The sequence below is a fragment of the Staphylococcus xylosus genome (genome assembly GCF_002732165.1).
Classification (GTDB): domain Bacteria; phylum Bacillota; class Bacilli; order Staphylococcales; family Staphylococcaceae; genus Staphylococcus; species Staphylococcus xylosus.
The window spans coordinates 1-24277 of record NZ_MRZO01000004.1 but is presented as its reverse complement, the minus strand read 5'-3'; the positions used below and the strand labels follow the sequence as shown (position 1 = coordinate 24277).

Sequence of the window (24277 nt, the reverse complement as noted above, 5' to 3'; positions counted from 1 at the left end):
CAATATGGGTGCGCACTAGAAAGTGAATCAATAAGACCAATCTTTATAAAAAAGTTTAAAAGGAATTGAGAGGCAAATTATGGATACAATTTATTATGAAGAAAATAGAAATACGATTAAAAGAGCACTAAAGAAAAATTTAGACCTGTCATTTTTAGAAATTGTCATTTTAGAAAAATTGAATTATCTCAACAAAGAAAAAATTGATGCTGTAGAACTAAAAAAACACCTGAATATTGAAAATACACCTATATCGGTGCAAATTAATCATTTAAGTGACTTAGGATTATTTAAAAAATCAAGAGATGTACACGATGAAAGACGCATCTTCTTACATGATATAGATTTTCCAAAAATAGAATCTATTATTAAGCAATATCATTTAATCGTCGGTACAATATTAAATAGAAAAAGCTAATCAACCAAGTTTATAGTATAAATAATGGGCTGGAACATATATATGTTCCAACCCATTATTTATATTGCATTATATAGGGGCTTTGCCCTTATATAACTATTTTTTTAAGCTAATTAATATTCCCCATTTTAGTTCATAAATGAAATGGCGCTCTCACCCTATTTTAAATGTTCGTAAGGACTATTTTTAACGAATGAGATTATTTGATCTACAAATAAACGTGCACGTAATTGGAACTCTTCATTATCTAAGTATAATGTGCCGTCTTCAAGTTTTTTATAATCTGTATCATGAGTAGCGATTTGTGTTGGTACTGCAATACCTAATAACGTTCTAACGATTAGTCGTAAATGTGATAATGGTTCAGAACTTACAATACCACCACTATTACCAATCAAGCCAACTGGTTTCATTTTAAAATCATCCATCGTTAAATGATCTAATGCATTTTTTAAAATACCAGAATATGAACCGTGGTAATTCGGACTACCTAACACAAAGAAGTCTGCTGCTCTCGCTTTTTCTTTTAACACATTTAAATTATTTTTATAATCTTCACTTGGTTGTGAAGCACCAGATACATCAAGTTGATGGATTGGGTGTTCTGCTAAATCGAAGATATCAACTTCAAAGTCATGCTCTTCAAAATGGCCTTTTAAATATTTTGATAATGCTGTAGTATGCGAACCTAATTTCGCGCTACCTACTATAATTAAACCTTTCATTTATTACTTCACCTCATACTATTTTTCGTTATTTTCTTTAAGTAGTTTCATAATCGCCTTACCGACGCCACTTTCTTCATTAGAATCTGTTTCGTATGCTGCTACTACTTTTACTTCTGGCGCAGCATTATCCATGGCTACAGAATAACCGACACGTTCAAGCATTGAAATGTCATTCATGTTATCACCGATTGCCATAACATTTTTCATGTCAATATTCAGTCGTTCAGCAATTGTTTCTAAAGCTATACCTTTTTGCGCATCTGAATGAGTAATTTCAATATTACCCCTAGATGATGATGATATTGCAAGACTTTCTGATTGAGCTAACTTTTCACTGACGCGGTCAATTTTTGACAAATCACTATCAAACGCCAAAATTTTCATTACAATTTCACCTGGCGTATCTTCAATTTTGTCATAATTGTCTACCACTTTTAAAGTGCCGTTATCAATACGCTTTTGAATACCGGCTTTAATCTTATCTACATCCGCACTCTGTCCTGCACGTTCAGCAATATCTATATAAATTTCTAAGTCACGTTGGGGATTTTCTGTATAGATACCTAAGTTTGTATACACTTGGTAATAGATATCTTCTTTCTTGAGTTCATAGGTAATTCTATTGATTAATTCGCGGTTCAAATTAGAAGTGCTCATGATGTTAAATGTTTCATCTCTCACTTCTGCACCATTCAAGCAAATATACGGCATTTTTAAATCTGTTTGATTCACAGGCGCATTCGCCTCATAAAAAGCACGGCCTGTTGCTATAACAACAGTGATACCTTGTGACTGCGCGTATTTAATGGCTTTAATATTTTCCTCGGATATTTCATGTGCGGCATTAAGTAACGTACCATCCATATCTGTAGCAATTAAGTTTATCATTCGTTTACCTCGTTCCCTTCTTAGATCGATTACACAAATTTAATTACATCTCATTCTCATTTGCCATAATTTTGTAACATATTCTTATTCTACCAAAAGTTTAGTTATTTGTATTATCGGCTGTTTGTATGATTTTTTTCTTTTTTCTAATATTCCTAAAAAATTCAGTCAATAATTGACTACATGCTTCTTCCATTACACCTATTTCTACTTGTGCACGGTGATTAAATCTAGGTTCTTGTAAGAGGTCCATCAGACTCCCCGCACATCCACCTTTCGGATCTTTCGCACCATATATCACATGCGGAATACGGCTCATTACAATTGCGCCAGCACACATAACACAAGGTTCTAAGGTCACATAGAGTTGGCACTCTTCCAATCGCCAGCTATTTAAGAACTTTGATGCTTTTTGAATAGCAAGATATTCTGCATGTGCGGTTGGATCTTTTTTTGATTCTCTTAAATTGTGGGCTCTTGCTATAATTTCATCATTTTTAACAATCACAGCACCAATAGGTACTTCACCTATATCGCTAGCTTTTTTTGCTTCTTCAATCGCCATTTTCATATAAAATTGGTGATTTGTCATGTGTCTCACACACCTCACATATGGTACAATATTTAATGTCTATTTTAACATTGGAGCGGAAAATATGAAAAAACAATTTATCGCAATTGAAGGTCCGATTGGAGTCGGAAAGTCTTCTTTAGCACATAAACTCAGTCAAACTTATAAATATTACGAAGAAAAAGAAATTATTACAGAAAATCCTTTTTTATCAGATTTCTATGACGACATTTCAAAGTGGAGTTTCCAAACAGAAATGTTCTTCTTATGTAATCGATATAAGCAATTTCAAGATCTTGCTTTAATTGATAATGGAATTGTTAGCGATTATCACATATATAAAAATAAGATATTTGCAAATAATACCTTAACCACATCAGAATATGATAAATTCTCAAGAATCTACGATATTTTAACCGAAGATTTAGAAATGCCAAATATCATCATCTTTTTAGATGCTGATTTAGCAATGCTAAAAACACGTATTGCACATCGTAATCGTAGCTTTGAACATCAAATTGCAGATGATTATTTATTAAATCTAAAGCGTGACTATAATGCATATTATGAGTCTCTTAAATCAGAGGGTGCACGTGTTATACGAATCGATACTACTCAACTTGACTTTGTTAAATATGATGAAGATTATAATTATATTTTAGAATTAGTGAAACCACTTATTGGAGGACATGAGCATGAATAAATATGGTATTCCACAAGATGCTGTAATTACTATCGCTGGTACAGTAGGCGTTGGTAAATCAACATTAACAAAGGCTTTAGCAGAACGCTTTAACTTTAAAACTTCATTTGAAAACGTCGATAATAATCCATACCTCGATAAATTTTATAATGACTTTGAACGTTGGAGCTTCCATTTACAAATTTATTTCTTAGCAGAGCGCTTTAAAGAACAAAAACGTATGTTTGAATACGGAGGCGGTTTTATTCAAGACCGTTCTATTTATGAAGATGTTGATATTTTTGCCAAAATGCATGAAGAACAAGGAACGATGAGTCTTGAAGACTTCCAAACTTATTCTGAGCTTTTCAACGCTATGGTAATGACACCTTACTTCCCTAAACCAGACGTCTTAATTTATTTAGAATGTGACTATGAAGATGTGATTCAACGAATTAAACAGCGAGGTCGTCAAATGGAAATTGAAACAGATGTAGCATATTGGCAAAAATTATTCCAACGCTATGAAGATTGGATTTCTGAATTTAACGCGTGCCCTGTTGTTCGTGTAAACATTAATGAATACGACTTACACGAGGATCCCGAATCATTAAATCCAGTTATCGATAAAATACGTCATGTCATTGACACATACCGTAAAGTTGATCAACGCTAGACTCTAACTTTGCATAAAAAGTCACTCCCACTAAACTTTTTTAGTCGGAGTGACTTTTTTATTCAGGTATCGTAATTTATTCAATATGACGTCGATAAATGATTTTTTCGATTTCATCTTCTGTCACATATTTACTATAATAATATTCATCTGTTTGTGCTAAACCAAAGGTGCTAGCCTTATCTTGGTCTTCGGTGCCAATATATAATTGCCCCTCAGTATCTTGATAGAGATCAAAAACAGCACCGCCGTATCTCGCTTCTTGGAACAGTGCATATAGTTCATCTATATCATCGCGCGCAACATGTTTAAAATACAACGTGTGTGCAGTTTGGTTTGTCGTATTTGGTTCAAAACCATGCGCTAAAGCACGCTCATCTTCAGTAACCAATACAACTTCATTACTAATAATTTCCACTACTTTATAAGTTTCACCTTGATAATCGGCGTATTTACCATCAATCATCTTATCACCTCGACACTTATATTAAATATAAAAAAATCATAATATACGTTACGTATATTATGACATAATTTAGATGTTAAGCCTATTGATTTATTATTTCCACAATATCATTTGCAGTTTCTACTATGTAATCTGCATTTGTAAATTCTTGTTTTAAACCAACACCTGTTAACACTGCAATTTTCAAGCCTAATTTCGCATTAACACCTGTTTGCATATCATTTGCAGTATCACCTACAATAGCTACATCTTGAGGTGCTACATCATAATGATCAAATAACGGATTAAGTACTTCTGGGTTTGGTTTTTCAACTGCGTTTGCTTCTGTTGAAATAACCACATCAAAAAAATGATCGAATTTCGTAATTTCTAAAAACTGCTCCACACCTTTTTTAGAATCACTAGTTACAATTCCCATCTTATAACCTTGGCGTTTTAAGGTTTCAAGTGTCTCCTCAATACCTTCTACTAAGACATTTTCTGGAACACGATTATCTACAAGTGTTTGACTTCTACTTTGTGCCCATTCAGTAACATCTTGACCTGCAATGTCACAAAATGCTTGAACCATTTCATCTAAGGCACCTGAAGCCATGATCGTTCCTGGTTGAATTTCTCCATTTACAACACCTAAATGCGCATATGCTGCTTCTCTATCACTAATTTCATCTTGGTAAACTTCCATAAAATCATCTACAAGTTGTAAACCAATCTTCATCCAACTACGGTCGAAATATATAATTGTGCCATCTTTATCAAATAAAATCCATTTCATCGCTAGAACAGCTCCTATAGTTTCACACTATCATTGTTTTTAAAACCTATTTTATTTTAATATAAAACTAACTCTGTATACAAATAATGAAACTGTCTTTGTTATATCATTTTCGTTTGTTCTTATAGTCATTCACTACCAACCATATTAATGTTACTCCAATAACTATAGCGAAAGTCACAAATTGAAAGATGCCTAAATGTATTGATCCACCTTTGATATTATAGATATCCATTACTCCCATTAAAGAAATAAATAAAATAATTTCAAAGTTCAAAATAGCAACAAAAGTTATATGCGTTTTAATCGCCTTTTTTGTCGGTTGTTCTCCTTTTAATTTAATATCTAGATTTATTAATTTTGGATAATATTTGTATAGTGAATACATTAAAAGCCATATCATTAATCCTATAAAAGGTATCAAAAACAATGAATTTTTATCACCCCATCCGTCTGCATGATTATATAAATCATAATGAATTGGTACCGTTTTAGGCAAAGCACTATAATTTATTCATGTATATAGCGTTAACAAAATAAGCATAATAAAACTGGCAATGTTCAATATTTTATTCATATCTATGTTCCTTTCAAAAAACAACTTATACTTCACCAATCATTATATTTAATATGATTTTTCAAATATTTAACGTTATAAAAAGTTGTGTTAGTATTTAAATGCGAATTTATTTTCTTAAATATTTAGTTTTGTTTAGTTTTAAACATTTCCAAAAGGAGGTTTGTTTTATGGGTTACGAAATTACTTTTATTGTTGTTGCAGGTTTAATCGGGTTATATTTTGCCAAGAGAGATAAACAAATGTCTCCATCTAGTTGGTTTAAAGGCATTGGTGTCATTATTGTTTCTATGATTGTCGTTAGCGGATTTTACCACATTGATGACATACAAAAAGGTGCTAAAGATGGAATGAAAAAAGCAAATGCTGAAGCAATAACTTCAAAATAACAATTCCATTGGAATACATTTTATCAAATTATACATAAAGCGAGGCTGGGACATATCAATATATGTCCCAGCCTCAAATATTATATTAGTTATTAAATATTAATCACCTAAATTAGATTACTGTTCAATACTCATTATATTATTGTGTATTTTAGTATCTTGGTACAACAACTCTCCAGCCTTGTGGATCTTCAAGTTTGCCGCTTTGGATACCAGTATAATTATCGTATAAGTTTTGAGTAACTTCCCCAGTTTCATTATTATTAATAACGATCTCAGTTTCCCCATATTTCAACTGACCTACAGGAGAGATAACTGCTGCAGTACCTGTACCAAATACTTCTGTTAATTCACCTTTATTGTGTGCTTCAATAAGTTCATCGATAGATACTCGACGTTCTTCCACTTCATAGCCTAAATTTTGTGCTAATTCAATCACGGTTTTACGTGTTATACCTGGTAAAATACTACCATTTAATTCCGGCGTTACAAGTTTACCATTTTCTACGAAGAAGATATTCATACTACCAACTTCTTCTACATATTTTTGTTCAACACCATCTAACCACAATACTTGGTCATAACCTTGTGCTGATGCATTCGTTTGTGCTAATAGGCTAGCAGCATAATTACCTGCAACTTTTGCATGACCTACACCACCACGAACAGCACGCACATATTCATCTTCTACATAAATTTTTGTTGGTCTTAACGACTCCCCACCATAATATGAACCTGATGGTGACAAAATAATCAATAATTTATATGAATAAGAAGGACGTACGCCTAGAATACCTTCTGTAGCGAAAACATATGGACGTATGTATAACGATTGACCTTCACCTTCTGGTACCCAATCACGTTCTATATCTACTAATTGCTTTAACCCTTCTAATACTGTCTCTTCATCAACTTTCGGCATATCTAATCGTGACAATGAATTATTAATACGTTTAAAATTCTCAGAGGGACGGAATAAATCTACCTCACCCTCATGTTTGTAAGCTTTCAAACCTTCAAATACTGCTTGGCCGTAATGTAAGGCTTGTGCTGCCGGAGAAAGTTCGATTGGTCCATAAGGCACAATCTTTAAATCATGCCATCCTTGATCAATATCGTAGTCGAAACTTAACATATAATCTGTGAAATATTTCCCAAAACCTAAATCACTTGGATCCGGTTTTTCTTTAAGTGTTTCTCGTTGTACAAATTCAATTTTTTCTGACATGATTTTTCCTCCTAATGGTATTTCTTTAAGTATTACATTAAATTATATCAATCCAACGAGTGCTGTTCAATAATTTTCAAAAAATTTAAAATAAAGAAATAATAAGGGAGAGGAATAGAAACCAATTTTCACAATTAAAAATTGATTTTTAGAATTGATTCATTTCCGTCTATCTTAATATATTTATTAATAAAAATAGCGTAGACATGTTATCAAATTCAAAATTTTGCCAACATATCCACGCTACACTTAACAGACGAAATAAATACTATTTAGTTTTATTTTATAACAGCAAATGCTCCATTTTTAATTATCATCATTGCGGTTTTATTTTTCAAATACTATTAAATAGCAGCTAATCTTCTTTTATCTTACTTCAGCTGTTTCTTTACCTTCGATAGCATCTAACATCACTTTAGTCATTTTGTTTAAATCGTATTGTGGATCAAAGCCCCATTCTGCTCTTGCACAACTTACATCAATGCTATCTGGCCAACTGTTAGCAATTGATTGTCTCACTGGGTCTACATCATAGTCTAATTTAAAGTCTGGATAATGTTCTTGAATTGCTGCTTTAACCATTTCTGGTTCAATACTCATCGCACTTAAATTATAAGCATTACGGTTTATTAATTTAACTCCGTCTGCTTCCATAAGTTGGATAATGGCGTCAATCGCATCTTCCATATACATCATGTCCATAAATGTACCTTTTTCAATAAAGCTTGAATATTGTCTTTCTCTTACAGCTTTAAAATAAATATCGACTGCATAGTCTGTTGTACCGCCACCAGGTTCTTTAATATGTGAAATTAAACCTGGGAATCTTACACTACGTGTATCAACGCCAAACTTGTCAAAGTAATATTGGCATAATAGTTCACCTGCAACTTTATTCACACCATACATTGAAGTTGGACGCTGAATCGTTACTTGTGGTGTATTTACTTTAGGTGTTGATGGACCGAACGCACCAATCGAACTTGGCGTGAAGAATAATAAATCATATTCACGTGCTACCTCTAAAGCATTCATTAATCCACCCATATTTAAATCCCAAGCAAATAAAGGATTTTTTTCTGCAGTAGCAGATAGTAAAGCAGCCATATGCATAATGGTGTCCGGCTTAAATGATTCAACAAGTTCATTCATACGTGATTTATCAGTCACATCCAATATTGCAAATGGACCATTTGCAATTGCAGAATCAGCTTCTGGCTCTTTAATATCAGTAGCCAAAACATTGTCATTTCCATATAATGTTCTACACTTCACAACTAATTCTGTTCCTATTTGTCCTAATGCACCAGTAATAATAATTTTTTTCATATTTATATCTCCCTTGTATATTACAGAAATCGTAATGTTTTTCCCCAGTGGACAATAACCGTATTTTCAACCATATTATACTATAATAACGCTCTTTTGTATACTTTGAGTGAACATTTCCTTTGATTTTAGCAGTGTAACTCATTAATGTCTACTATTTAACTATTAGCTTTTTCACTATTTCTCGTTGCTACCTCTCTATTCAATATAAAATCTATTTAGTAAATTGTGATAATTTCCAACATTTGACACACTTGTCATATGTTGGTATAAGTTATTTATTAAGTATTTACGGAGATGATAATATGTTGCATTCAAATGCTACATTATTAATACAAAGTTCTCGATTAAAATAATCGATGCTTTGTAGAACTTTTTTCTTTTCACAGGGCATCAATCTTATGCATGCAGTTATTAAAATGTGAGAGGAATATCAAAATTATGGAAAAACAACTATACCCTTATCAATTTAATTATATAAAAGAACGTATTGTACATTTAATCAATGTGTACAATTCAGTTAATGATCTTAATACTATCGCTTCTATCCAAGAGGCTACACGTGAACAAATTCTCAACACGTTTCAAAAGGTAGATTCATCTATTCAATCAGAAATTGAAAAATTGATGAATAACCAGTTATCAAAAATGCAAGCTGAAAAAATCTTAAGTAAACTTCAAACTTATGTGTTACCTTTCGAACATCCTTCTAAAAAACAAGTAGATAAAGTTTTTAGAAAAGTAAAGAAATTGAAAACACCATTAATCAGTAATGAAGTCCTATTAGAAAGTACATTTATTGGTTGGAACGATGTTGCTTCCAATAGAAAATATATAATCTATTATAATGATTTTGGAAATTTAGATGGTTTTTATGGGGATATTTCAAACCAAACAGTTAAAGGCTTTTGCTCAATTTGTAATAAGGAGTCTCGAGTCACCTTATTTATGAGAAAAACACGCACCACAAGTGACGGGCAATATACTAAAAAAGGTGATTATATTTGTTTCGATAGTACAGTTTGTAATCAACAAATCTCTGATTTATCCTACTTCTATCATTTTCTAAATAAAATACAGTAATTAAAAAGCAGAGGCTATAAGGACATCAATGTCACCCTTATAGCCTCTGCTTTATTTTGCAGTCAGTCATATTTCTTTAAAATATTATTCAACTTAGTTATATAATTTCGTTTGAGTTGCTCCGGATAAACAATCTCCACATGTTCCCCTAGTGAAATTAAGTAATCAGTCATATAACCCAATTCTTCATTATTGTATCCCCCTACAATATAAGGACTATTTTCAATATATTCCAATTTCATATTCGGATAATGTTTCTTCAAAAATAGTTCTACTCCAAAAGTCGTTAATTTGCATTTAAACGGTATGTTATTAAATGTTTCTTCGTGATGTTGCTTAATGTCCTCTAGTGTTTGCCTAGAAAACGTGTCTCTAACCTCATTAACCTCTAAATTCACAATATAATCGCAACGATATGTACCCCAAGTATGTTTATTTAAGTCATAAGCACTACAGAACCATATCCCATTTCTATAAAATAAATCATAAATTTGAATTTCTGTTTCTTCGTATTTGTATTGCGTATAAGTAATATAAACACTATTCTCACTCATAATTGAGGTTAATATTTGCTCTAAATAAACTGCGTTATTAATTGGTGTTGCATTATAGTAATGAATATATTTTAATACTTTAGCAATGTCTTTTTGCTTTTGCTCAGGTAGACTGGCAAATAATTTTTCTTTTATTTGATCATAAGATTTTTCAAAAGGTGTCGTAGATAGTATATCTAAAGCTTTAAGTGCAAAAAATATCGCCAAAATTTCATTATTATTAAAATAAATAGGTGTTAATAAATTTTGAGAAAGCAACTTATAACCACCATATCGGCCATTTTCTACATAAAGTGCCAAACCCATCGCTTCAAGTTCTTGAATATCTCTAAGTGCAGTTCTTTTAGAAATATTAAAAGCCTGCATAATATCTTTTAAATGAAAAGTAGATTTATTACTTAAGAAAATGAGTTCTTGATTAAGTCTTTCAGATTTTTTCATAATATCTCCTTCAATGGTGCCGTATTTAGACACCTTTAAACTTTATAATTATCTTATCAAATAACTAAGGAGTATGTACTATGAAAACTTTAATAATTAACGCTCATCCTAAATTCGAAAATAAAGACAGTTTTTCTTATAAACTACAAAATATATTTTCAACAAAATATAAAGAGACTTTTCCAAATGAAAAACCAGAAATATTAAATCTATATGAAATTAATTTACCTCGTATAGAATCTACACAGTTATTAAACATTTGGAACAAACAACGTGAAAACGAATTACTGACAATAGAAGAACAACAAATATCTGATATGACGTCATCTTTACTTTCACAATTTAAGTCACATCATAGAATAGTAATTATTTCGCCGCTTCACAACTTTAATATAACGTCTCGTTTGAAAGATTATATAGATAACATTATGATTGCACGCCAAACATTTAAATATACTTCTGATGGTTCAGTCGGATTGATGACTGATAACTATAAAGCTCTATATTTACAAGCTAGTGGTTCAATTTATACAAATGACGATCGCTATAAACCTTTAGACTTTTCTTCTCAATATCTACAAGCCATGTTTACAGATATTATGGCATTTGATGATTTTTATATTGCGCGTGCTCAAGGAACAGCAATATTGCCTGAATCGACTGTTTTACAAAATGCTGAAATTGACTTAGATCAAGCCTTTACATCTTTTTTTGATTTACAATAAAAAATCACAAATATACTAAATTATTCTACGAAGAAATAATACACTTTTTATGTATCTACTTTAAAGAAAGTATATAAACTAAAAACAAACGTCAATTTGCATTGAGATATGGAAATTGACGTTTTCTTTGCTTTTATGAAATTTTGTAATTGCTATTGCTACTATCTTATTCATTAATAGCCTATTTCACTACGCATTGTAAATTTTCTCTCAAAGTTGATCCTGTGTATGCTTTTCTGAATAAACCTCGCTCTTGCAATATAGGAATTACTTTATCAATAAAAGTTTCAAACATATCTGGATACGTAGGTGGCATAAGTGTAAAACCATCACAACACTCCTCTTCAAACCATTCCTGCATCATATCTGCAACTGTTATTGGGTCTCCTACAATTGTCTTATGTCCCATCCAAGTACTCACGCGTTGTGCTAATTCTCTTAATGTAAGCGATTCTGTTTCTATCGTACTTCGTATCGCTTCATAGCGCGCTTTCGACACAACTTTTGTCGTTAATTTATCATAAGACGGTAAAGATGGTACTACAGCATCAAAATCCCATCCCTCAACACTTTGTCCTATACTTTGTTCAATCTGTTTAATTTTTTCGTTCACATCTATGAATCTATCTAGTGTTGCTCTTTTTTCTTTAGCTTCTTCCATCGTATCTGCAACATAAACAGTCAAACCTGGTAAAATCAATGGTCTACTTTCAGAATTATTAAGCTGTTCTACTCGTTTCTCGATATCTTTCAAAAATCTCTTAGCGTCTAACTTATTCCAAGCTACTGAAAAAATCATATCTACAGCTTTCGAAGCAAAATCACGACCTGGAATCGAAGTACCAGCTTGACACAAGACTGGATATATTTGAGGATTAGATGGTAAATTTATAGGACCCTTCACCTTAAAATATTCTCCTTCGTGATTAATTTCATTTATTAAGGACCACTCTATTCCTCTACCATTCTTTCTATCATTAATTAATGCATGACTATCAAACGACTGCCACAATTGTTTTAATACATGTACAAATTCTTCTGCCTTTTTATATCTTTCATTTAAAGGAGGAAGTTGCGTCATTGAATGATTACCTGCTTCATTATCAAATTGTGAAGTGACAATATTAATACCAGCTCTCCCCTGACTAATATGATCTAAACTACCTATTAAGCGTGCTGTATTGTATGGATCATAAAATGTAGAAGATACGGTTGCTATTAACCCAATATGTTTCGTTACTTGTGAAATAGCAGTCAAGGTAGTGATAGGTTCTAAGAAATAAGATAAATGCCCTGTATTTTCTTGAGAAATATATTGTCCATCTGCTAAAAATATAGCATCCAAACAGCCACGTTCTGCAATTTTAGCAATTTCTTGTTGATATGTAATTTGGCCTATTTCATCAATTCTAGAGTTTTCTAGTCTCCATGAAGCAGGATGTAAACCTGTACTATAAATAAGTGAAACAATGTGCATCTGATTCTTCATAATATTGTCTTCTAATCCCCTTATTACTATGAAAATCCCCTCTATATAATCTAACAAAATAAGATATTACGAAAATTTTCACAATATTTTAATTACACATAGTATATAAAAACAATTTCTTTTATGCACCTATTTCAAATACTTTTTACACATAAAGATTAAAATATCTGATTAATTAATACATTAAAATAGCCACTAAATTCTTTAAAGAAATTGAAATTAGTAGCTTAGACTTATTATTTGATTCATTTCACTTCAGTCATAAAACACCCTTTTGTTACTTTAATTTTTATCTTTATATTTCGGGAAATAACCTAATATAAATGCTACTCCTGAGAATATTGCGGCTAAAATAATAGCTGGCGTTAGTAATATATCATTTACTTTTATAATAAATTCTCCGTTAAGTATAATTAATCCAAGTAGTTGTGCAATTACCATAATAAGTGCCGTTATAATCGAAAGTAATAAGAAAATTGCGAAAATTTTTTCTAGTAATTTTTCCATAAATTTTATCCTCCCCATATTGGCAATATACCCATACCTATAAGCCAGCCTATAATAATTACAGGCAATGCATAAAGTACAATCAACATGCCAAATGTTTTTTCAGGTTTAGCATCAACAATCCCTGAAGCAATATAAATGGAGCCAGAAGCAGGTGGCATTTGAGCCGATGTAGAAGCAAACGTCATCACTACTACTGCCGAAATTAATGGCGAAAATCCGCTTGAAATTAAAATTTGATAGGAAACCAATCCTACTGCCGTAAGTGTTCCAGTAGACGTTAAAGGGCCAGTAATAATTGTAATACCTATACCTATAAGTAATAACGTTAACCAAGCTGGTGCATTCGCCGACTCTATAAGAAATGCGATATTATTTGATAAACCTAATTTAGTTAAAACTTCACTAGCTGCAACAGCAAAGAATATTAAAGCACCAATTGTAGTAAATCTCGGTATTGAAGCTTGAACAAACTTTATAAACTCCGGTACTGTTTTTGGTAAATTTTTTCTCCCTAATATAAATGCGATAGTAATCATTAAAGTTGGTATCCATACAACGATATCTATACTATCTAATGATTTTTCTCCTATTGATGGTATACTTGTTAATTTTTCCCCTAATGGTCCGATTGTTATAGCTAATGGAATAATGGCGCCGATATATAATAATCCTGAAGTCCATCCTCTTTTAAACGAACTACTTAATGGCTCTAATTCTTCAATAGAGAATGCCTTTATACCCTGTTTCTTTACAAAGAACCAAATCATTATTAGTCTGTGCGCAAGTTGATATAATGATGCGACAAACAATGCAATATAAAATTCGCCAACGCCAACCGCTGCAGCAACTGGAGCAAATCCAAGTATGATAAACATTGAAGTTGTTGGTGGAAATACGGAAGCAATACCACCATTCCCAACCATTACTGATGCGGCAATTTCTTTCTTCCATTTATTCTTCAACATCCAAGGTCCTGTTATGGATCCTGTAGCAGCTGTATTACCGGAGTCACCACCTGATAATGTGCCTAATGCAACTGAGCCCATAGCGTCCATATAAGCTGGTGCTCCTGGAATCTTCCCTACCATAGAATTTAAAATTGCTAATAGTTTCTCAACAATTCCTAATTTATCAATAATATATGCCATGAATACAAAAGCTAGTGCAGCATAAAGCACTGAAAATGTTGACGCAAATGAAAAACCATTTGCAAGTAATCCTAAAGCTTCTTTGCCACCTAAAAGACTTGACGCGATAAACCCAATCAATGACGCTTCTCCTAAATTTCTTTTTAAGAAAACGCTCCAAATAATTAAAATAGATACAAATATTAATAAAGCCAATATCCCCATGTACATGCCTCCTATTTATTTTTGATTGTAAGCCTTTATTACGGTAGACCAATCATCAACTTCATCTCGTAATTTACTTTCTAAATTTGCTTCAGTTATATTTTTCAATTTTTGGATTGTAGCTTTAGTCATTACCGGTTCGATATAATGAGATTCTAAAAATTCACTTACATTTTTCATTTCTTTCTCTCGACGTTGTGAATGTTTTACGTTACTTTTTATATATCTATTTATGATTTCTCCAAAATCATCTTTATCCATCGTACCGGTGATAGATTCATATATTTCCTCTGAAATATTAAGTTGATCGGCAGATGCCATAACCTCAAACAATAACGTAGACAACCCTTTTGTAAAGATACTCCTCACAAATTTGAAATTAGTAGCATCGCCAACTTTGTCATTTAATTTAGTAATATTCATCCCAATTTGATGACCTAACTCTATAAACTTATTTGTTTGTGCTCCAGATGCTAATATGGGCACTTCATTTTGATATACTTTTAATGCACCAAGAATTGCAGCATCTATAATTGTCATACCTTTGTGGGACATCATTTCATTAACCTTATTTTTCTCTTCAGAACTAGCCGTTGTTAAATCTACTAGAACTGTTTCACTAGCAACAACGTCACTTATTTCTGACCAAGCTTCTACAGTTTTCGTCGCAGGAACAGCAACAAATAATATAGATAATGTTTGTTCTGCTACAATTTCTGCCTTTTCAACATAGTTAATCTCTGTGACTTCAGATAATTTTTCTGAATCTGAACTTATCAGTAATGGATCGTAAGCATATATTCGATTTACATCATATTTACTAAAACCTTTAGATAATTCTTTTCCAACTTCTCCAAATCCTATAAATCCTATATCCATTTAATCACCCCTATTGATTTTCAATATTTTCTCTTAACCAGGACGGCTCAATTGTACTTTTGTCATACTCCTGATCCGAGCTAAATGATATTATTGTCTCTAACCTTTTTTCTTCATATATTAATTTTTCTTCTGCTTTTACTATAAACTCTTCTGCTTTTAAATAAGGAATGATTGCAATGCCATCCTCATCTGCAACTACAAAATCATATGGATTTACTATTACCCCTCCACATTGAATTGGTATATCAAATGCACCTGGTCCATTTTTTCTTGGACCTTTAGGTATAAATCCATTTGCGTAGATTTGTATATCCATGTTCTCTAAATCTTTTTTATCTCTAATTAAACCATCAATAATTATTCCTTTTATACCAAGTTTTTCTGCTGCTGCTGCCATCAAATTTCCCATATAAGCTGAAGTTGTAGAATCTTTCCCTTCAACAATTAATATTTCTTCTGGTTTTGCCTCATATATTCCATAATGTAAAAAAAGATTATCCCCTGGATAAAGCGATACCGTTCTTGCTTGACCGACAAGCGTTTCTTGAAAATTAACTGGCTTTAATCTATGATTCATAACATTTTCAAATTTCATGCTATCGGCAATTAACGTTGAACTTAGCTTCTCTAAACGCTTTAAAATTTCATCATTATTACTATTCATTAAGCCACCATCCCATTAGTAAAATTTATTACATTTCATTTTACTTTTGTAATATTATTTACAAAGTTACCATTTACCCGAATAAATGTAAACCCTTTCATTTAATGTCACATAAAAAAACAAACCATTATATTTTTAAAATGGCTTGTTTTCTTAGTTATTTGTATGATATTTAATTTGTTGTAATATTTCATTTATATCATCTAAGCGATTTGAATTCTTCTTAGTTTCTTTAACAGCTAAAGCGTTAATCAAGTAATCAATAACTACAAGTGACAATATTGGTGAATTATGAAAAGCTAAACTGTTAGAATCACAAGGTAAAATTACATCTGCATAATCAACTAATGGAGAGGAGAATGTATCTGTTATTATAATGATTTTAACCCCTTTATTTTTAGCAATTTTCACGAAATCATTAATGCGCTTAGCATATCTAGGGTAACTAATCGCTACTAACACATCTTTAGAATTCATTGACACAACTTCATCTACCCAATCTGAAGTATCTGCTACTATAAGGTTACAGTTACCTTTTATTCTATTTATATTTTGTGAAAAATAATGACCTGCAGGCAATCCACTTCTCACGCATGTACAACAAATATTGTTAGCATTTTCAATTAAATTTATTGCTTTATCCAAAGTTTGTTCATCAACTTGATTTGAAAATTGTTGTAACTGTGTAGTATGAAAATCAACCGTTTCTGTCCACAAATTATCTTTCTCTATATTTTGTAAATTAGAAGCTAGCCTGGACTGAGGCGCCTTACCATCTTTTAAAAATTTTTGAATATCTCGTTGCAACTCTGTATATCCGGAGTAACCTAATTTACCTGCAAGACGCATAATCGTTGTAGTACTGGTACCAACCTTTTCAGATAATTCGTTTATAGTATCAAACATGATATCTGTGGGTGCTTTAGTTATAAAATTGGCTACTTTTCTTTCTGATTGAGATAAATTTTTTATATTTTCTTTAATTTTCATAAAAATGTTATCTTTTGACATATACTCAATCTCCTCGTAATGAATAATTAAATTCGAATTTGTTATATGAGAAAATTATAGATGAATTTCATATCTACCATAATTAACGAATGTATAATAGTTAGATTTATAATAACATATAGAAATTTACACAACATGTTGTTTTAATATGTAATATCATATTTATTACGGAGTAATTGTATTTGTTCATATACTATAGTAACCTATCAGCTATTTAACTTTACTAAATATAAATAACAAAAAAGGGCGAGACAACGAACCCTCATTTAAATCAGGTCCTTATCCCATCCCTCAGTGTTATTATTTTATGCTTAATTTTGCTCTAACCTTTTAATTTTTTTACAAGTGAAGATTTTAATCCCACTAGTCCAATTTTATCAACTTTCGCGTCGATGTCATGACCGTCGTCAGGTTCAACTATTTTTATACTTTTTACTTTCGTACCTTGTTTGATTACAAATGATGTACCTTTTACTTTTAAATCTTTAATAACTGTAACAGCATCTCCATCAACTAATTCCTGTCCATTAACATCTCTAGTAATTTGAGCTTCTTTATTCTCATTATTTTCAACTTCAGACCATTCGTGACCACACATAGGACAGACAAATAAATTTCCATCTTCGTATGTATAACTTGAATCACATTCTGGACAATTAGGTAAAGTATATTCCATGCTTTGACCTCCATTAAATTATTGTCTTGCTTTTAATCTACCATATTATAAAATATATACTCTTTTTTCTCTACATTTTTGTTAAAATCGTCATTTATTTTTAACCTTATTTCCTCTAAATTATCCTACCAAAAAGCCTATATAGTATATTTTTTTGATAATATTAATACTTTCATCTTCTTATCTTTTTCGATTAATATAAATAAATATGTTTATTTATATTAATAAGTGGAAAAGTACTTGTGTCACAAATCTTAAAGGAGGTTTTTATAATGAGTAAATTTGACGAGTTTAAAGACAAAGCAAAAGATAAGGTTGACGAAGTAAAGAACGATAAAGATAAGCAAAAAGAAGTGAAAGATCAAGCTTCAGATAAAGCAAAAGACTTAAAAGATAAATTCTAATTTTATAAACTAAAAAATGAGCTGGGATATTAACTATTATGTCCCAGCTCATTTTGGTATTAAGCGACGATTAGTACAATAAAAACTAATACTACTAAAAAATCATCGCTCAATTTTTAAAATTAGTTACGCTTATGCAACCGTATGGTATCTATTTTTAAATTCTAATAAATTTAAAATGTTAACCTAAATCAAGTTTTGTTTCTACTTCTTCTTTTACACTGTTAAAATCATATTCACTTTGGTCTAGGGATCTGCCTGTTTCTGCAACGCTTTTTATACTTTGTATTTGAAACTGCCAACCTGAAAAATCTAAAATGATATGCGGAAAGTCAAACGGTAAAAATTCATCTAATATAAGTACTGTTTCGCTCCCACTATCATACAAATCAAATCTTACTGCACCGGTACTCCATGTGTAACCAATAGCTATATTATCTTCGAAAGCGGTAATTTCCATTTCTACGTCGTCTTGTTCATCCATATGAAATGTCATCTTACCACCAACTATACGTTCCTCAAATGATAATTGAGGAAACCATTTCTGAACACCCTCAGTCGTACTTAATAAATTAAAAACAGTTTCACTATCTTTCTCAATATTTATTTTCAGTGTTTGATAAGCACCTTGGTCATCCTTTGCATATACAGCTTCCATTTCAAACTAACCTCCTCACACAAATCAAAAAAAATAATTGTATTATTAAATTTTGTCGTAAGACAACAATAATCTTTTATTAAAACAATACCTTTGTATTAATCTGGCCTTAGAATTGATGTCTTTGCATAAATTTTTTAATAAATTCCCATTAGAACTAGGATTATTTCACTTTAGCCATCTACTATTTAAATGACTACTCAACTTGATTACCTACTTCTCTCTCTGATTGTTCGCTTCCAATTTACGCGCTTTTCTTGTATATCTCAAATAAATTAATGCAAGTAAGATAAACCATATTGGTGATAATACGATACCCATTCTCGTATCGGGAACAAGGAATAAAATGATCAATACAAAAACAAAGAATAATTGAACCATTCTTGCCATGTTTATGCCACCTGGTAATTTAAAGGCACTTTTTTTATGATTTTCTGGGTGTGATTTAACATATTTCGCATAAGAATGCATGATAAACATCCACACAATAACTAACAATATAGTTGATATTGCTGTTACATAAAAGAATACTTGCGTTGCGTTAGGTATTAAGTAATTAAGTAATACTGTTATAGACAATAATGCACAAGTCACTAAAATTGCTATGTACGGTACACCTTTTCTATTTGTTTTCATCAATAAATGATGTGTTTGCTTTTTCTCTGATAAGCCGAAAAGTATTCTACTGTTGGCAAAGATACCACTATTACAAGCAGAAGATGCTGCTGTTAATACTACAAAATTGATAAGTCCTGCCGCAAATGGCACGCCAATTAATGCAAACAAGCTAACAAAGGGACTATTATTTGGATCAATATCTTGCCATGGAATAATAGACATCATTACCGCTAATGCTCCCACATAAAATAATAAAATTCTTATAGGTACACTATTAATTGCTTTCGGTATCGTTCTTTCTGGATTCTTAGTTTCACCTGCTGTAATACCTAAAATTTCAATACCAGTAAAAGAAAAAACTACCATTTGGAACGACATAAAAAAGCCAGATGCTCCATGTGGAAAGAATGAGCCGTTATTAAAAATATTAGCTACACTCGTATGACCAAAAGGTGTCTGTATCGCAAATACTATCATTACAATACCTACAATGATCAATGCAATTATTGTAACTACTTTTATAATTGCGAACCAAAATTCTAATTCGCCAAACATTTTTGTACTTGTTAAATTAAAGGCCATTAATATCAAAATACATGATAAGGATGTAATCCAGTTAGGTAAATCTGGTATCCAAAATTCTACATATTTCGCAACTGCTGTAATTTCAGCCATACCAGATGTAATCCAAGTTAGCCAATAAGTCCAACCAGTCACAAACCCTGCAAAAGGCCCTATTTGATGGTGTGCAATGTCTGCAAATGTTTTGTATTCTGTATTATGTAATAGCATTTCTCCCATTGCACGCATAAACATAAACAATACGAAACCTACAATAATATAAGTGAGTAAAATGGATGGCCCCGTTAAACTAATGGATTGTCCTGCACCTAAGAATAAGCCTGTTCCAATAGCTCCACCAATCGCAATAAGTTGAATATGTCTATTGCTTAACTCTCTGTTTAAAGTATTCGTCATAAAACTAGCCCCACCTCAATTGTTTTTAAGCACACTTAATATATGCTCAGTTTATTTCCCCTTTTTTTTAACATAAATAAACTAATTCAATTATTACATGCATATATCTCACAATGCTTGGTTGTATAATATTCTTTTTTTCTGAAAATTACAACTATTGATATAAAATTATTTAAATATCATTGAGTTTTTACAACTTTTTATTTTTCAACACATTAATTGATTAAAATACAAGTATTTAAATTGTCTGAGAATTAAATTTCATTTTTAGATGAAGCTTTTATAGCTGTTATTTCACTTTTCATTAAAAAGTATTCAAATAATTCAAATAATGTTTGTAATAGATGTACTAGTTCTATACACTGAATTAAACACTTCATTAAAAATATATTTATGAGTGGATAGAAAGTTTGGTGTAAATGGAAAAAGATAAAAAGAAATTGTTACGTAAGATGGTAAAACCGTTTGAGAAAACAAGCTACACAAAGAGTACAATTCAAATAATCAATACAATAATCCCTCTCCTTGCATTATTAGTAGCAAGTGGATTTTTATATCAAGTACATTGGTCATTAGCAATTATTAGTAGTATTTGTGCTTCCATATTTTTAATTAGAACATTCATTATTTTTCATGACGCATGTCATGGTTCATATCTAAAAAAACAGAAGCATAATGATTTATTAGGTAATGTGACCGGTTTCTTGACCTTCTTTCCTTATCGAAAATGGCGTAGAGAACATTTAATGCACCATGCAGGTAGTGGGAATTTGGAGAAACGTGGCATTGGAGATATTTGGGTCATGACAGTTGAAGAATATCAAGCGTCGTCTCCTTTTAAACGTTTAACTTATAGATGCTATCGCAATCCATTTGTAATGTTTGTTTTAGGACCATTTTTCTTAGTATTTGTATCTAATCGCTTTAACGTAAAAGGTGCTAAAATAAAAGAACGTACGAATACATGGCTCAATAATATTTTATTATTAGTTATTTACGGTTCCCTTATTTATCTATTAGGTGCCAGTCAATTTTTTGCTATATTCGCGCCTATGGTCTTTATTTCTGGAATGATAGGTATTTGGCTTTTTTATATTCAACATACTTTTGAAGATTCCTATTTTGAAGAGTCATCCGAATGGGATTACGTTAAAGCAGCTATTGATGGTAGTTCATACTATAAATTACCAAAATTCATTCAATGGGTAACTGGTAATATTGGATATCACCATGTACACCATTTAAATCCTAGAATTCCAAATTATGCTTTAGAAGCTACGCATGACAATGTTACACCATTACATCATGCAACCTCGATTACAATTACTGAAAGTTTTGCTTCATTAAAATTCAAATTATACGATGAAAGTCATAAACGTTTTATCACATTTAAAGAATTTGCATTACGACAAAAAAAGCCTTCCTAAATGCAACATCACTTATACTGAAATAAAATATAATTACATTAATACACTACTTAGTTCTCAAATTCCATGAGGATTAAGTAGTTTTTTTACGCCCAAAATACTTTGCACGTTGTTTTAAAAAAATAATAAATTAATTATGTTTTAAACGATTAGAAAAGCTAATCTTATTTTTATCATTTAATAAATAATTCAAAACAAATAATTATTACATTGCGCAAACATACGAAATAAATTATAATACTTATCTATGTCACAATATAATATAAATTTTAAAAAGAGGAGAATGTTATGTTTATAAAGAAACATGAAAAATTTGGTATTCGCAAATATAAATTGGGGGCTGCATCAGTACTTTTAGGTACTTGTCTAGCTATTGGTTTAAGTGCTTCTGGGGAGGCAAAGGCATCAGAGACAACGAATGAAGAAACAAAAATCGATTCAAAACATATAGATTCAAATAATCAAAATAGTGTAGCAGAAAGTGAAAGCAATACATCAAATGAGGTTGCTACTAACAGTGAAATAACTGCACCTAATGATACATCATTAAATGTAAATGTTGTTCAAAAGACGGAATCCATTAACAACGATAAAAAAATAGAAGCAGCTAAAACGTTAGAAATTGAAGATAATACTAAACTTGAAGCACCATCCCAAGAAGATATCAACGATAGAAACGAAAATGCTAAATTAGATACGATTAGCGACAATAAAGCCACTAATTTTGATGAACAAGCATCATCTAATTCTGTACCAACTTCACAAAATGAAACTACGCCATCTGCCACTACATCCGAACAAAACACATCACAGAAAAATGAAGTAAGTGAACCTAAGAAAGAGGAAAAACAAATATCATCACTTGAGAACATTACTTCACCAAAACGCACAATCTCTACATATAATGCTGCGAACCCAAACCTTGAAGTAGCTAATAATGAAAATGTAGGCGGTAAAGATGTAAGTGATAAAATCACTATAGTTAATAGCAATATTGAATCGAATGATACAATTAGGCCACACAATGGTGAAAGATCAACTTTAAAATACGAATTAACATTCGACGAGGGTGTTAAAGAAGGCGATTACTTTGATATTTCACTTTCTAATAATGTTAATACACGTGGCGTATCTGCTATAAGTAAAGTGCCAGAAATTAAAAATGGTGAAACAATTATTGCAAATGGAAGTATTTTAGAAGACGGTAAAATTAGATATAGATTCACAGATTATGTAAATAATAGAGAGAACATAAAAACAAACTTATCTTTAAATTTATTTATTGATCCTAAAACAGTTCCTCGTGATAGTAATCAATCAATTATTGCGACAATAAATGGGAAAGAAACTCAAAAAGATGTTTATGTAAAATATTTAAATGGCATAAATAATGTTGGTTTAAGTGTTAATGGTAGTATTGTTTCATTAAACAAACAAAATAATACTTTTACACACCTTGCATACATTAATCCAAATAATTTTAAAATTCCTGCTGCTACCGTCTACGGTCAAATTATTAACGGAAACAAACCAGATGGTAACCTACCATCTGTAAAAGTCTTTAAAGTAATGAAGCCAAATGAATTAAATCAAAGTGTATATGCTGACACGTCAGATACTTCAATGTTTCAAGATGTTACTAACGACATCAATTTAAATGTTACTAATGGTAATTATCAAATAGACTTTGATAATTTAGATAGTGTCTATGTAGTAAAATTTGATAGCACTTATGACGGCGATGCACAATCATTAACATTTAGAACAACACTTTCAGGATTTTCACCATATTATAAAGATTATTACTCACAAGCAAGCTGGGATAATGGAGTATTATTCTATCAAAACAATGCTGATGGAGAAGGATCTGATCCGAAACCTAAACCAACGCCGGATCCTGAACCAACTCCGGACCCTGAACCAACTCCGGAGCCTGAGCCAACTCCGGACCCTGAACCAACTCCGGATCCTGAACCAACACCGGAGCCTGAGCCAACGCCGGACCCTGAACCAACTCCGGAGCCTGAGCCAACTCCGGACCCTGAACCAACTCCGGACCCTGAACCAACGCCAGATCC

General features: G+C 31.4%; 27 protein-coding genes. 9 read left to right on the top strand and 18 right to left on the bottom strand.

The window, feature by feature from the left end; translation table 11 throughout:
• Window positions 1–79 precede the first annotated feature (79 nt).
• Window positions 80–418 carry a transcriptional regulator, SarA/Rot family gene (locus tag BTM19_RS06995; protein WP_029377858.1) on the top strand — a complete coding sequence of 113 codons (339 nt, stop codon included), beginning with the start codon at window positions 80–82 and terminating at the stop codon, window positions 416–418.
• Window positions 419–576: 158 nt separating this feature from the next.
• On the opposite strand, the gene BTM19_RS06990 is transcribed toward BTM19_RS06995, so the two are convergent.
• The 3 genes from BTM19_RS06990 to tadA all read right to left on the bottom strand — a co-directional run bounded on the left by BTM19_RS06990 (window position 577) and on the right by tadA (window position 2626).
• Window positions 577–1143 carry an NADPH-dependent FMN reductase gene (locus BTM19_RS06990; protein ID WP_029377859.1) on the bottom strand — a complete coding sequence of 189 codons (567 nt, stop codon included), beginning with the start codon at window positions 1141–1143 and terminating at the stop codon, window positions 577–579.
• An 18-nt stretch (window positions 1144–1161) separates the two neighbouring features.
• On the bottom strand, window positions 1162–2034 hold the full coding sequence (locus BTM19_RS06985) for a Cof-type HAD-IIB family hydrolase (RefSeq protein WP_029377860.1): 873 nt from the start codon (window positions 2032–2034) through the stop codon (window positions 1162–1164).
• A 100-nt stretch (window positions 2035–2134) separates the two neighbouring features.
• The gene (tadA, locus tag BTM19_RS06980; RefSeq protein ID WP_029377861.1) at window positions 2135–2626 is read right to left on the bottom strand and encodes a tRNA adenosine(34) deaminase TadA; all 492 of its coding nucleotides are present in this window, start codon (window positions 2624–2626) and stop codon (window positions 2135–2137) included.
• A gap of 64 nt (window positions 2627–2690) precedes the next feature.
• Between tadA and BTM19_RS06975 the strand changes: the two genes are divergently transcribed.
• Window positions 2691–3308 carry a deoxynucleoside kinase gene (locus tag BTM19_RS06975; RefSeq protein WP_038679668.1) on the top strand — a complete coding sequence of 206 codons (618 nt, stop codon included), beginning with the start codon at window positions 2691–2693 and terminating at the stop codon, window positions 3306–3308.
• Window positions 3301–3963: a deoxynucleoside kinase gene (locus tag BTM19_RS06970; protein ID WP_029377863.1), complete on the top strand. Its 663-nt coding sequence runs from the start codon at window positions 3301–3303 to the stop codon at window positions 3961–3963. Before BTM19_RS06975 ends, BTM19_RS06970 begins: the two co-directional genes overlap by 8 nt.
• 76 nt (window positions 3964–4039) lie before the next feature.
• Here the strand turns inward: BTM19_RS06970 and BTM19_RS06965 are convergent, their stop codons facing one another.
• The 3 genes from BTM19_RS06965 to BTM19_RS06955 all read right to left on the bottom strand — a co-directional run bounded on the left by BTM19_RS06965 (window position 4040) and on the right by BTM19_RS06955 (window position 5718).
• Entirely contained in the window at window positions 4040–4429 is a 390-nt protein-coding gene (locus tag BTM19_RS06965) for a hypothetical protein (protein ID WP_029377864.1), read from the bottom strand.
• An 82-nt stretch (window positions 4430–4511) separates the two neighbouring features.
• The gene (locus tag BTM19_RS06960) at window positions 4512–5204 is read right to left on the bottom strand and encodes an HAD family hydrolase (RefSeq protein ID WP_038678047.1); all 693 of its coding nucleotides are present in this window, start codon (window positions 5202–5204) and stop codon (window positions 4512–4514) included.
• Between the two features lie 106 nt (window positions 5205–5310).
• The gene (locus BTM19_RS06955; protein ID WP_080704769.1) at window positions 5311–5718 is read right to left on the bottom strand and encodes a DUF1648 domain-containing protein; all 408 of its coding nucleotides are present in this window, start codon (window positions 5716–5718) and stop codon (window positions 5311–5313) included.
• A gap of 233 nt (window positions 5719–5951) precedes the next feature.
• Between BTM19_RS06955 and BTM19_RS06950 the strand changes: the two genes are divergently transcribed.
• Complete coding sequence (locus BTM19_RS06950; protein ID WP_029377867.1) at window positions 5952–6170, top strand: hypothetical protein; 219 nt, start codon at window positions 5952–5954, stop codon at window positions 6168–6170.
• A gap of 151 nt (window positions 6171–6321) precedes the next feature.
• On the opposite strand, the gene BTM19_RS06945 is transcribed toward BTM19_RS06950, so the two are convergent.
• The gene (locus tag BTM19_RS06945) at window positions 6322–7398 is read right to left on the bottom strand and encodes a branched-chain amino acid aminotransferase (protein WP_029377868.1); all 1077 of its coding nucleotides are present in this window, start codon (window positions 7396–7398) and stop codon (window positions 6322–6324) included.
• 366 nt (window positions 7399–7764) lie between these two features.
• Window positions 7765–8727 (bottom strand): NAD-dependent epimerase/dehydratase family protein, encoded by a 963-nt coding sequence (locus BTM19_RS06940; protein ID WP_029377869.1) that lies wholly within the window; start codon window positions 8725–8727, stop codon window positions 7765–7767.
• Window positions 8728–9168: 441 nt separating this feature from the next.
• On the opposite strand from BTM19_RS06940, the gene BTM19_RS06935 reads away from it, so the two are divergent.
• Window positions 9169–9810: a FusB/FusC family EF-G-binding protein gene (locus tag BTM19_RS06935; RefSeq protein ID WP_038678039.1), complete on the top strand. Its 642-nt coding sequence runs from the start codon at window positions 9169–9171 to the stop codon at window positions 9808–9810.
• Between the two features lie 62 nt (window positions 9811–9872).
• Here BTM19_RS06935 and BTM19_RS06930 read toward each other — a convergent pair whose 3' ends face one another.
• Window positions 9873–10805, bottom strand: coding sequence for a helix-turn-helix transcriptional regulator (locus BTM19_RS06930; RefSeq protein WP_029377871.1), 933 nt, complete (start codon window positions 10803–10805; stop codon window positions 9873–9875).
• An 80-nt stretch (window positions 10806–10885) separates the two neighbouring features.
• Here BTM19_RS06930 and BTM19_RS06925 point away from each other — a divergent pair, with 80 nt between their 5' ends.
• Complete coding sequence (locus BTM19_RS06925) at window positions 10886–11530, top strand: FMN-dependent NADH-azoreductase (protein WP_029377872.1); 645 nt, start codon at window positions 10886–10888, stop codon at window positions 11528–11530.
• Between the two features lie 181 nt (window positions 11531–11711).
• On the opposite strand, the gene BTM19_RS06920 is transcribed toward BTM19_RS06925, so the two are convergent.
• From BTM19_RS06920 to BTM19_RS06890, 7 genes are all read right to left on the bottom strand, one after another.
• A complete protein-coding gene (locus BTM19_RS06920; protein ID WP_038678037.1) occupies window positions 11712–13019 on the bottom strand; it encodes an NtaA/DmoA family FMN-dependent monooxygenase in 1308 nt (435 codons plus the stop codon).
• 282 nt (window positions 13020–13301) lie between these two features.
• Window positions 13302–13526, bottom strand: a complete 225-nt coding sequence (locus BTM19_RS06915; RefSeq protein ID WP_029377874.1) for a hypothetical protein — start codon at window positions 13524–13526, stop codon at window positions 13302–13304.
• A 5-nt stretch (window positions 13527–13531) separates the two neighbouring features.
• The gene (locus tag BTM19_RS06910; RefSeq protein ID WP_099265799.1) at window positions 13532–14881 is read right to left on the bottom strand and encodes a TRAP transporter large permease subunit; all 1350 of its coding nucleotides are present in this window, start codon (window positions 14879–14881) and stop codon (window positions 13532–13534) included.
• 15 nt (window positions 14882–14896) lie between these two features.
• Window positions 14897–15760, bottom strand: a complete 864-nt coding sequence (locus BTM19_RS06905; RefSeq protein WP_038678033.1) for a DUF1932 domain-containing protein — start codon at window positions 15758–15760, stop codon at window positions 14897–14899.
• A 10-nt stretch (window positions 15761–15770) separates the two neighbouring features.
• On the bottom strand, window positions 15771–16427 hold the full coding sequence (locus tag BTM19_RS06900) for an RraA family protein (protein WP_099265798.1): 657 nt from the start codon (window positions 16425–16427) through the stop codon (window positions 15771–15773).
• Between the two features lie 153 nt (window positions 16428–16580).
• Entirely contained in the window at window positions 16581–17438 is an 858-nt protein-coding gene (locus tag BTM19_RS06895) for a MurR/RpiR family transcriptional regulator (protein WP_029377878.1), read from the bottom strand.
• A gap of 322 nt (window positions 17439–17760) precedes the next feature.
• A complete protein-coding gene (locus BTM19_RS06890; protein ID WP_029377879.1) occupies window positions 17761–18114 on the bottom strand; it encodes a zinc ribbon domain-containing protein YjdM in 354 nt (117 codons plus the stop codon).
• Window positions 18115–18386: 272 nt separating this feature from the next.
• Between BTM19_RS06890 and BTM19_RS13165 the strand changes: the two genes are divergently transcribed.
• Entirely contained in the window at window positions 18387–18518 is a 132-nt protein-coding gene (locus BTM19_RS13165) for a hypothetical protein (RefSeq protein ID WP_017723505.1), read from the top strand.
• Window positions 18519–18699: 181 nt separating this feature from the next.
• Here the strand turns inward: BTM19_RS13165 and BTM19_RS06885 are convergent, their stop codons facing one another.
• Complete coding sequence (locus BTM19_RS06885; RefSeq protein ID WP_029377880.1) at window positions 18700–19176, bottom strand: SRPBCC domain-containing protein; 477 nt, start codon at window positions 19174–19176, stop codon at window positions 18700–18702.
• Window positions 19177–19389: 213 nt separating this feature from the next.
• Window positions 19390–20772, bottom strand: coding sequence for an amino acid permease (locus BTM19_RS06880; protein WP_029377881.1), 1383 nt, complete (start codon window positions 20770–20772; stop codon window positions 19390–19392).
• A gap of 419 nt (window positions 20773–21191) precedes the next feature.
• Between BTM19_RS06880 and BTM19_RS06875 the strand changes: the two genes are divergently transcribed.
• Window positions 21192–22199, top strand: a complete 1008-nt coding sequence (locus BTM19_RS06875; protein WP_029377882.1) for a fatty acid desaturase — start codon at window positions 21192–21194, stop codon at window positions 22197–22199.
• Between the two features lie 288 nt (window positions 22200–22487).
• Window positions 22488–24277: fibrinogen-binding adhesin SdrG C-terminal domain-containing protein (locus BTM19_RS06870; protein ID WP_142378974.1), on the top strand; the 1790-nt coding region annotated here is incomplete at its 3' end.

Bases quoted from the DNA above. Each gene is read 5' to 3' on its own strand.
- BTM19_RS06995 (WP_029377858.1), top strand. From the start codon at position 80: ATGGATACAATTTATTATGAAGAAAATAGAAATACGATTAAAAGAGCA.
- BTM19_RS06990 (WP_029377859.1), bottom strand. From the start codon at position 1,143: ATGAAAGGTTTAATTATAGTAGGTAGCGCGAAATTAGGTTCGCATACT.
- BTM19_RS06985 (WP_029377860.1), bottom strand. From the start codon at position 2,034: ATGATAAACTTAATTGCTACAGATATGGATGGTACGTTACTTAATGCC.
- tadA (WP_029377861.1), bottom strand. From the start codon at position 2,626: ATGACAAATCACCAATTTTATATGAAAATGGCGATTGAAGAAGCAAAA.
- BTM19_RS06975 (WP_038679668.1), top strand. From the start codon at position 2,691: ATGAAAAAACAATTTATCGCAATTGAAGGTCCGATTGGAGTCGGAAAG.
- BTM19_RS06970 (WP_029377863.1), top strand. From the start codon at position 3,301: ATGAATAAATATGGTATTCCACAAGATGCTGTAATTACTATCGCTGGT.
- BTM19_RS06965 (WP_029377864.1), bottom strand. From the start codon at position 4,429: ATGATTGATGGTAAATACGCCGATTATCAAGGTGAAACTTATAAAGTA.
- BTM19_RS06960 (WP_038678047.1), bottom strand. From the start codon at position 5,204: ATGAAATGGATTTTATTTGATAAAGATGGCACAATTATATATTTCGAC.
- BTM19_RS06950 (WP_029377867.1), top strand. From the start codon at position 5,952: ATGGGTTACGAAATTACTTTTATTGTTGTTGCAGGTTTAATCGGGTTA.
- BTM19_RS06945 (WP_029377868.1), bottom strand. From the start codon at position 7,398: ATGTCAGAAAAAATTGAATTTGTACAACGAGAAACACTTAAAGAAAAA.
- BTM19_RS06940 (WP_029377869.1), bottom strand. From the start codon at position 8,727: ATGAAAAAAATTATTATTACTGGTGCATTAGGACAAATAGGAACAGAA.
- BTM19_RS06935 (WP_038678039.1), top strand. From the start codon at position 9,169: ATGGAAAAACAACTATACCCTTATCAATTTAATTATATAAAAGAACGT.
- BTM19_RS06930 (WP_029377871.1), bottom strand. From the start codon at position 10,805: ATGAAAAAATCTGAAAGACTTAATCAAGAACTCATTTTCTTAAGTAAT.
- BTM19_RS06925 (WP_029377872.1), top strand. From the start codon at position 10,886: ATGAAAACTTTAATAATTAACGCTCATCCTAAATTCGAAAATAAAGAC.
- BTM19_RS06920 (WP_038678037.1), bottom strand. From the start codon at position 13,019: ATGAAGAATCAGATGCACATTGTTTCACTTATTTATAGTACAGGTTTA.
- BTM19_RS06915 (WP_029377874.1), bottom strand. From the start codon at position 13,526: ATGGAAAAATTACTAGAAAAAATTTTCGCAATTTTCTTATTACTTTCG.
- BTM19_RS06910 (WP_099265799.1), bottom strand. From the start codon at position 14,881: ATGGGGATATTGGCTTTATTAATATTTGTATCTATTTTAATTATTTGG.
- BTM19_RS06905 (WP_038678033.1), bottom strand. From the start codon at position 15,760: ATGGATATAGGATTTATAGGATTTGGAGAAGTTGGAAAAGAATTATCT.
- BTM19_RS06900 (WP_099265798.1), bottom strand. From the start codon at position 16,427: ATGAATAGTAATAATGATGAAATTTTAAAGCGTTTAGAGAAGCTAAGT.
- BTM19_RS06895 (WP_029377878.1), bottom strand. From the start codon at position 17,438: ATGTCAAAAGATAACATTTTTATGAAAATTAAAGAAAATATAAAAAAT.
- BTM19_RS06890 (WP_029377879.1), bottom strand. From the start codon at position 18,114: ATGGAATATACTTTACCTAATTGTCCAGAATGTGATTCAAGTTATACA.
- BTM19_RS13165 (WP_017723505.1), top strand. From the start codon at position 18,387: ATGAGTAAATTTGACGAGTTTAAAGACAAAGCAAAAGATAAGGTTGAC.
- BTM19_RS06885 (WP_029377880.1), bottom strand. From the start codon at position 19,176: ATGGAAGCTGTATATGCAAAGGATGACCAAGGTGCTTATCAAACACTG.
- BTM19_RS06880 (WP_029377881.1), bottom strand. From the start codon at position 20,772: ATGACGAATACTTTAAACAGAGAGTTAAGCAATAGACATATTCAACTT.
- BTM19_RS06875 (WP_029377882.1), top strand. From the start codon at position 21,192: ATGGAAAAAGATAAAAAGAAATTGTTACGTAAGATGGTAAAACCGTTT.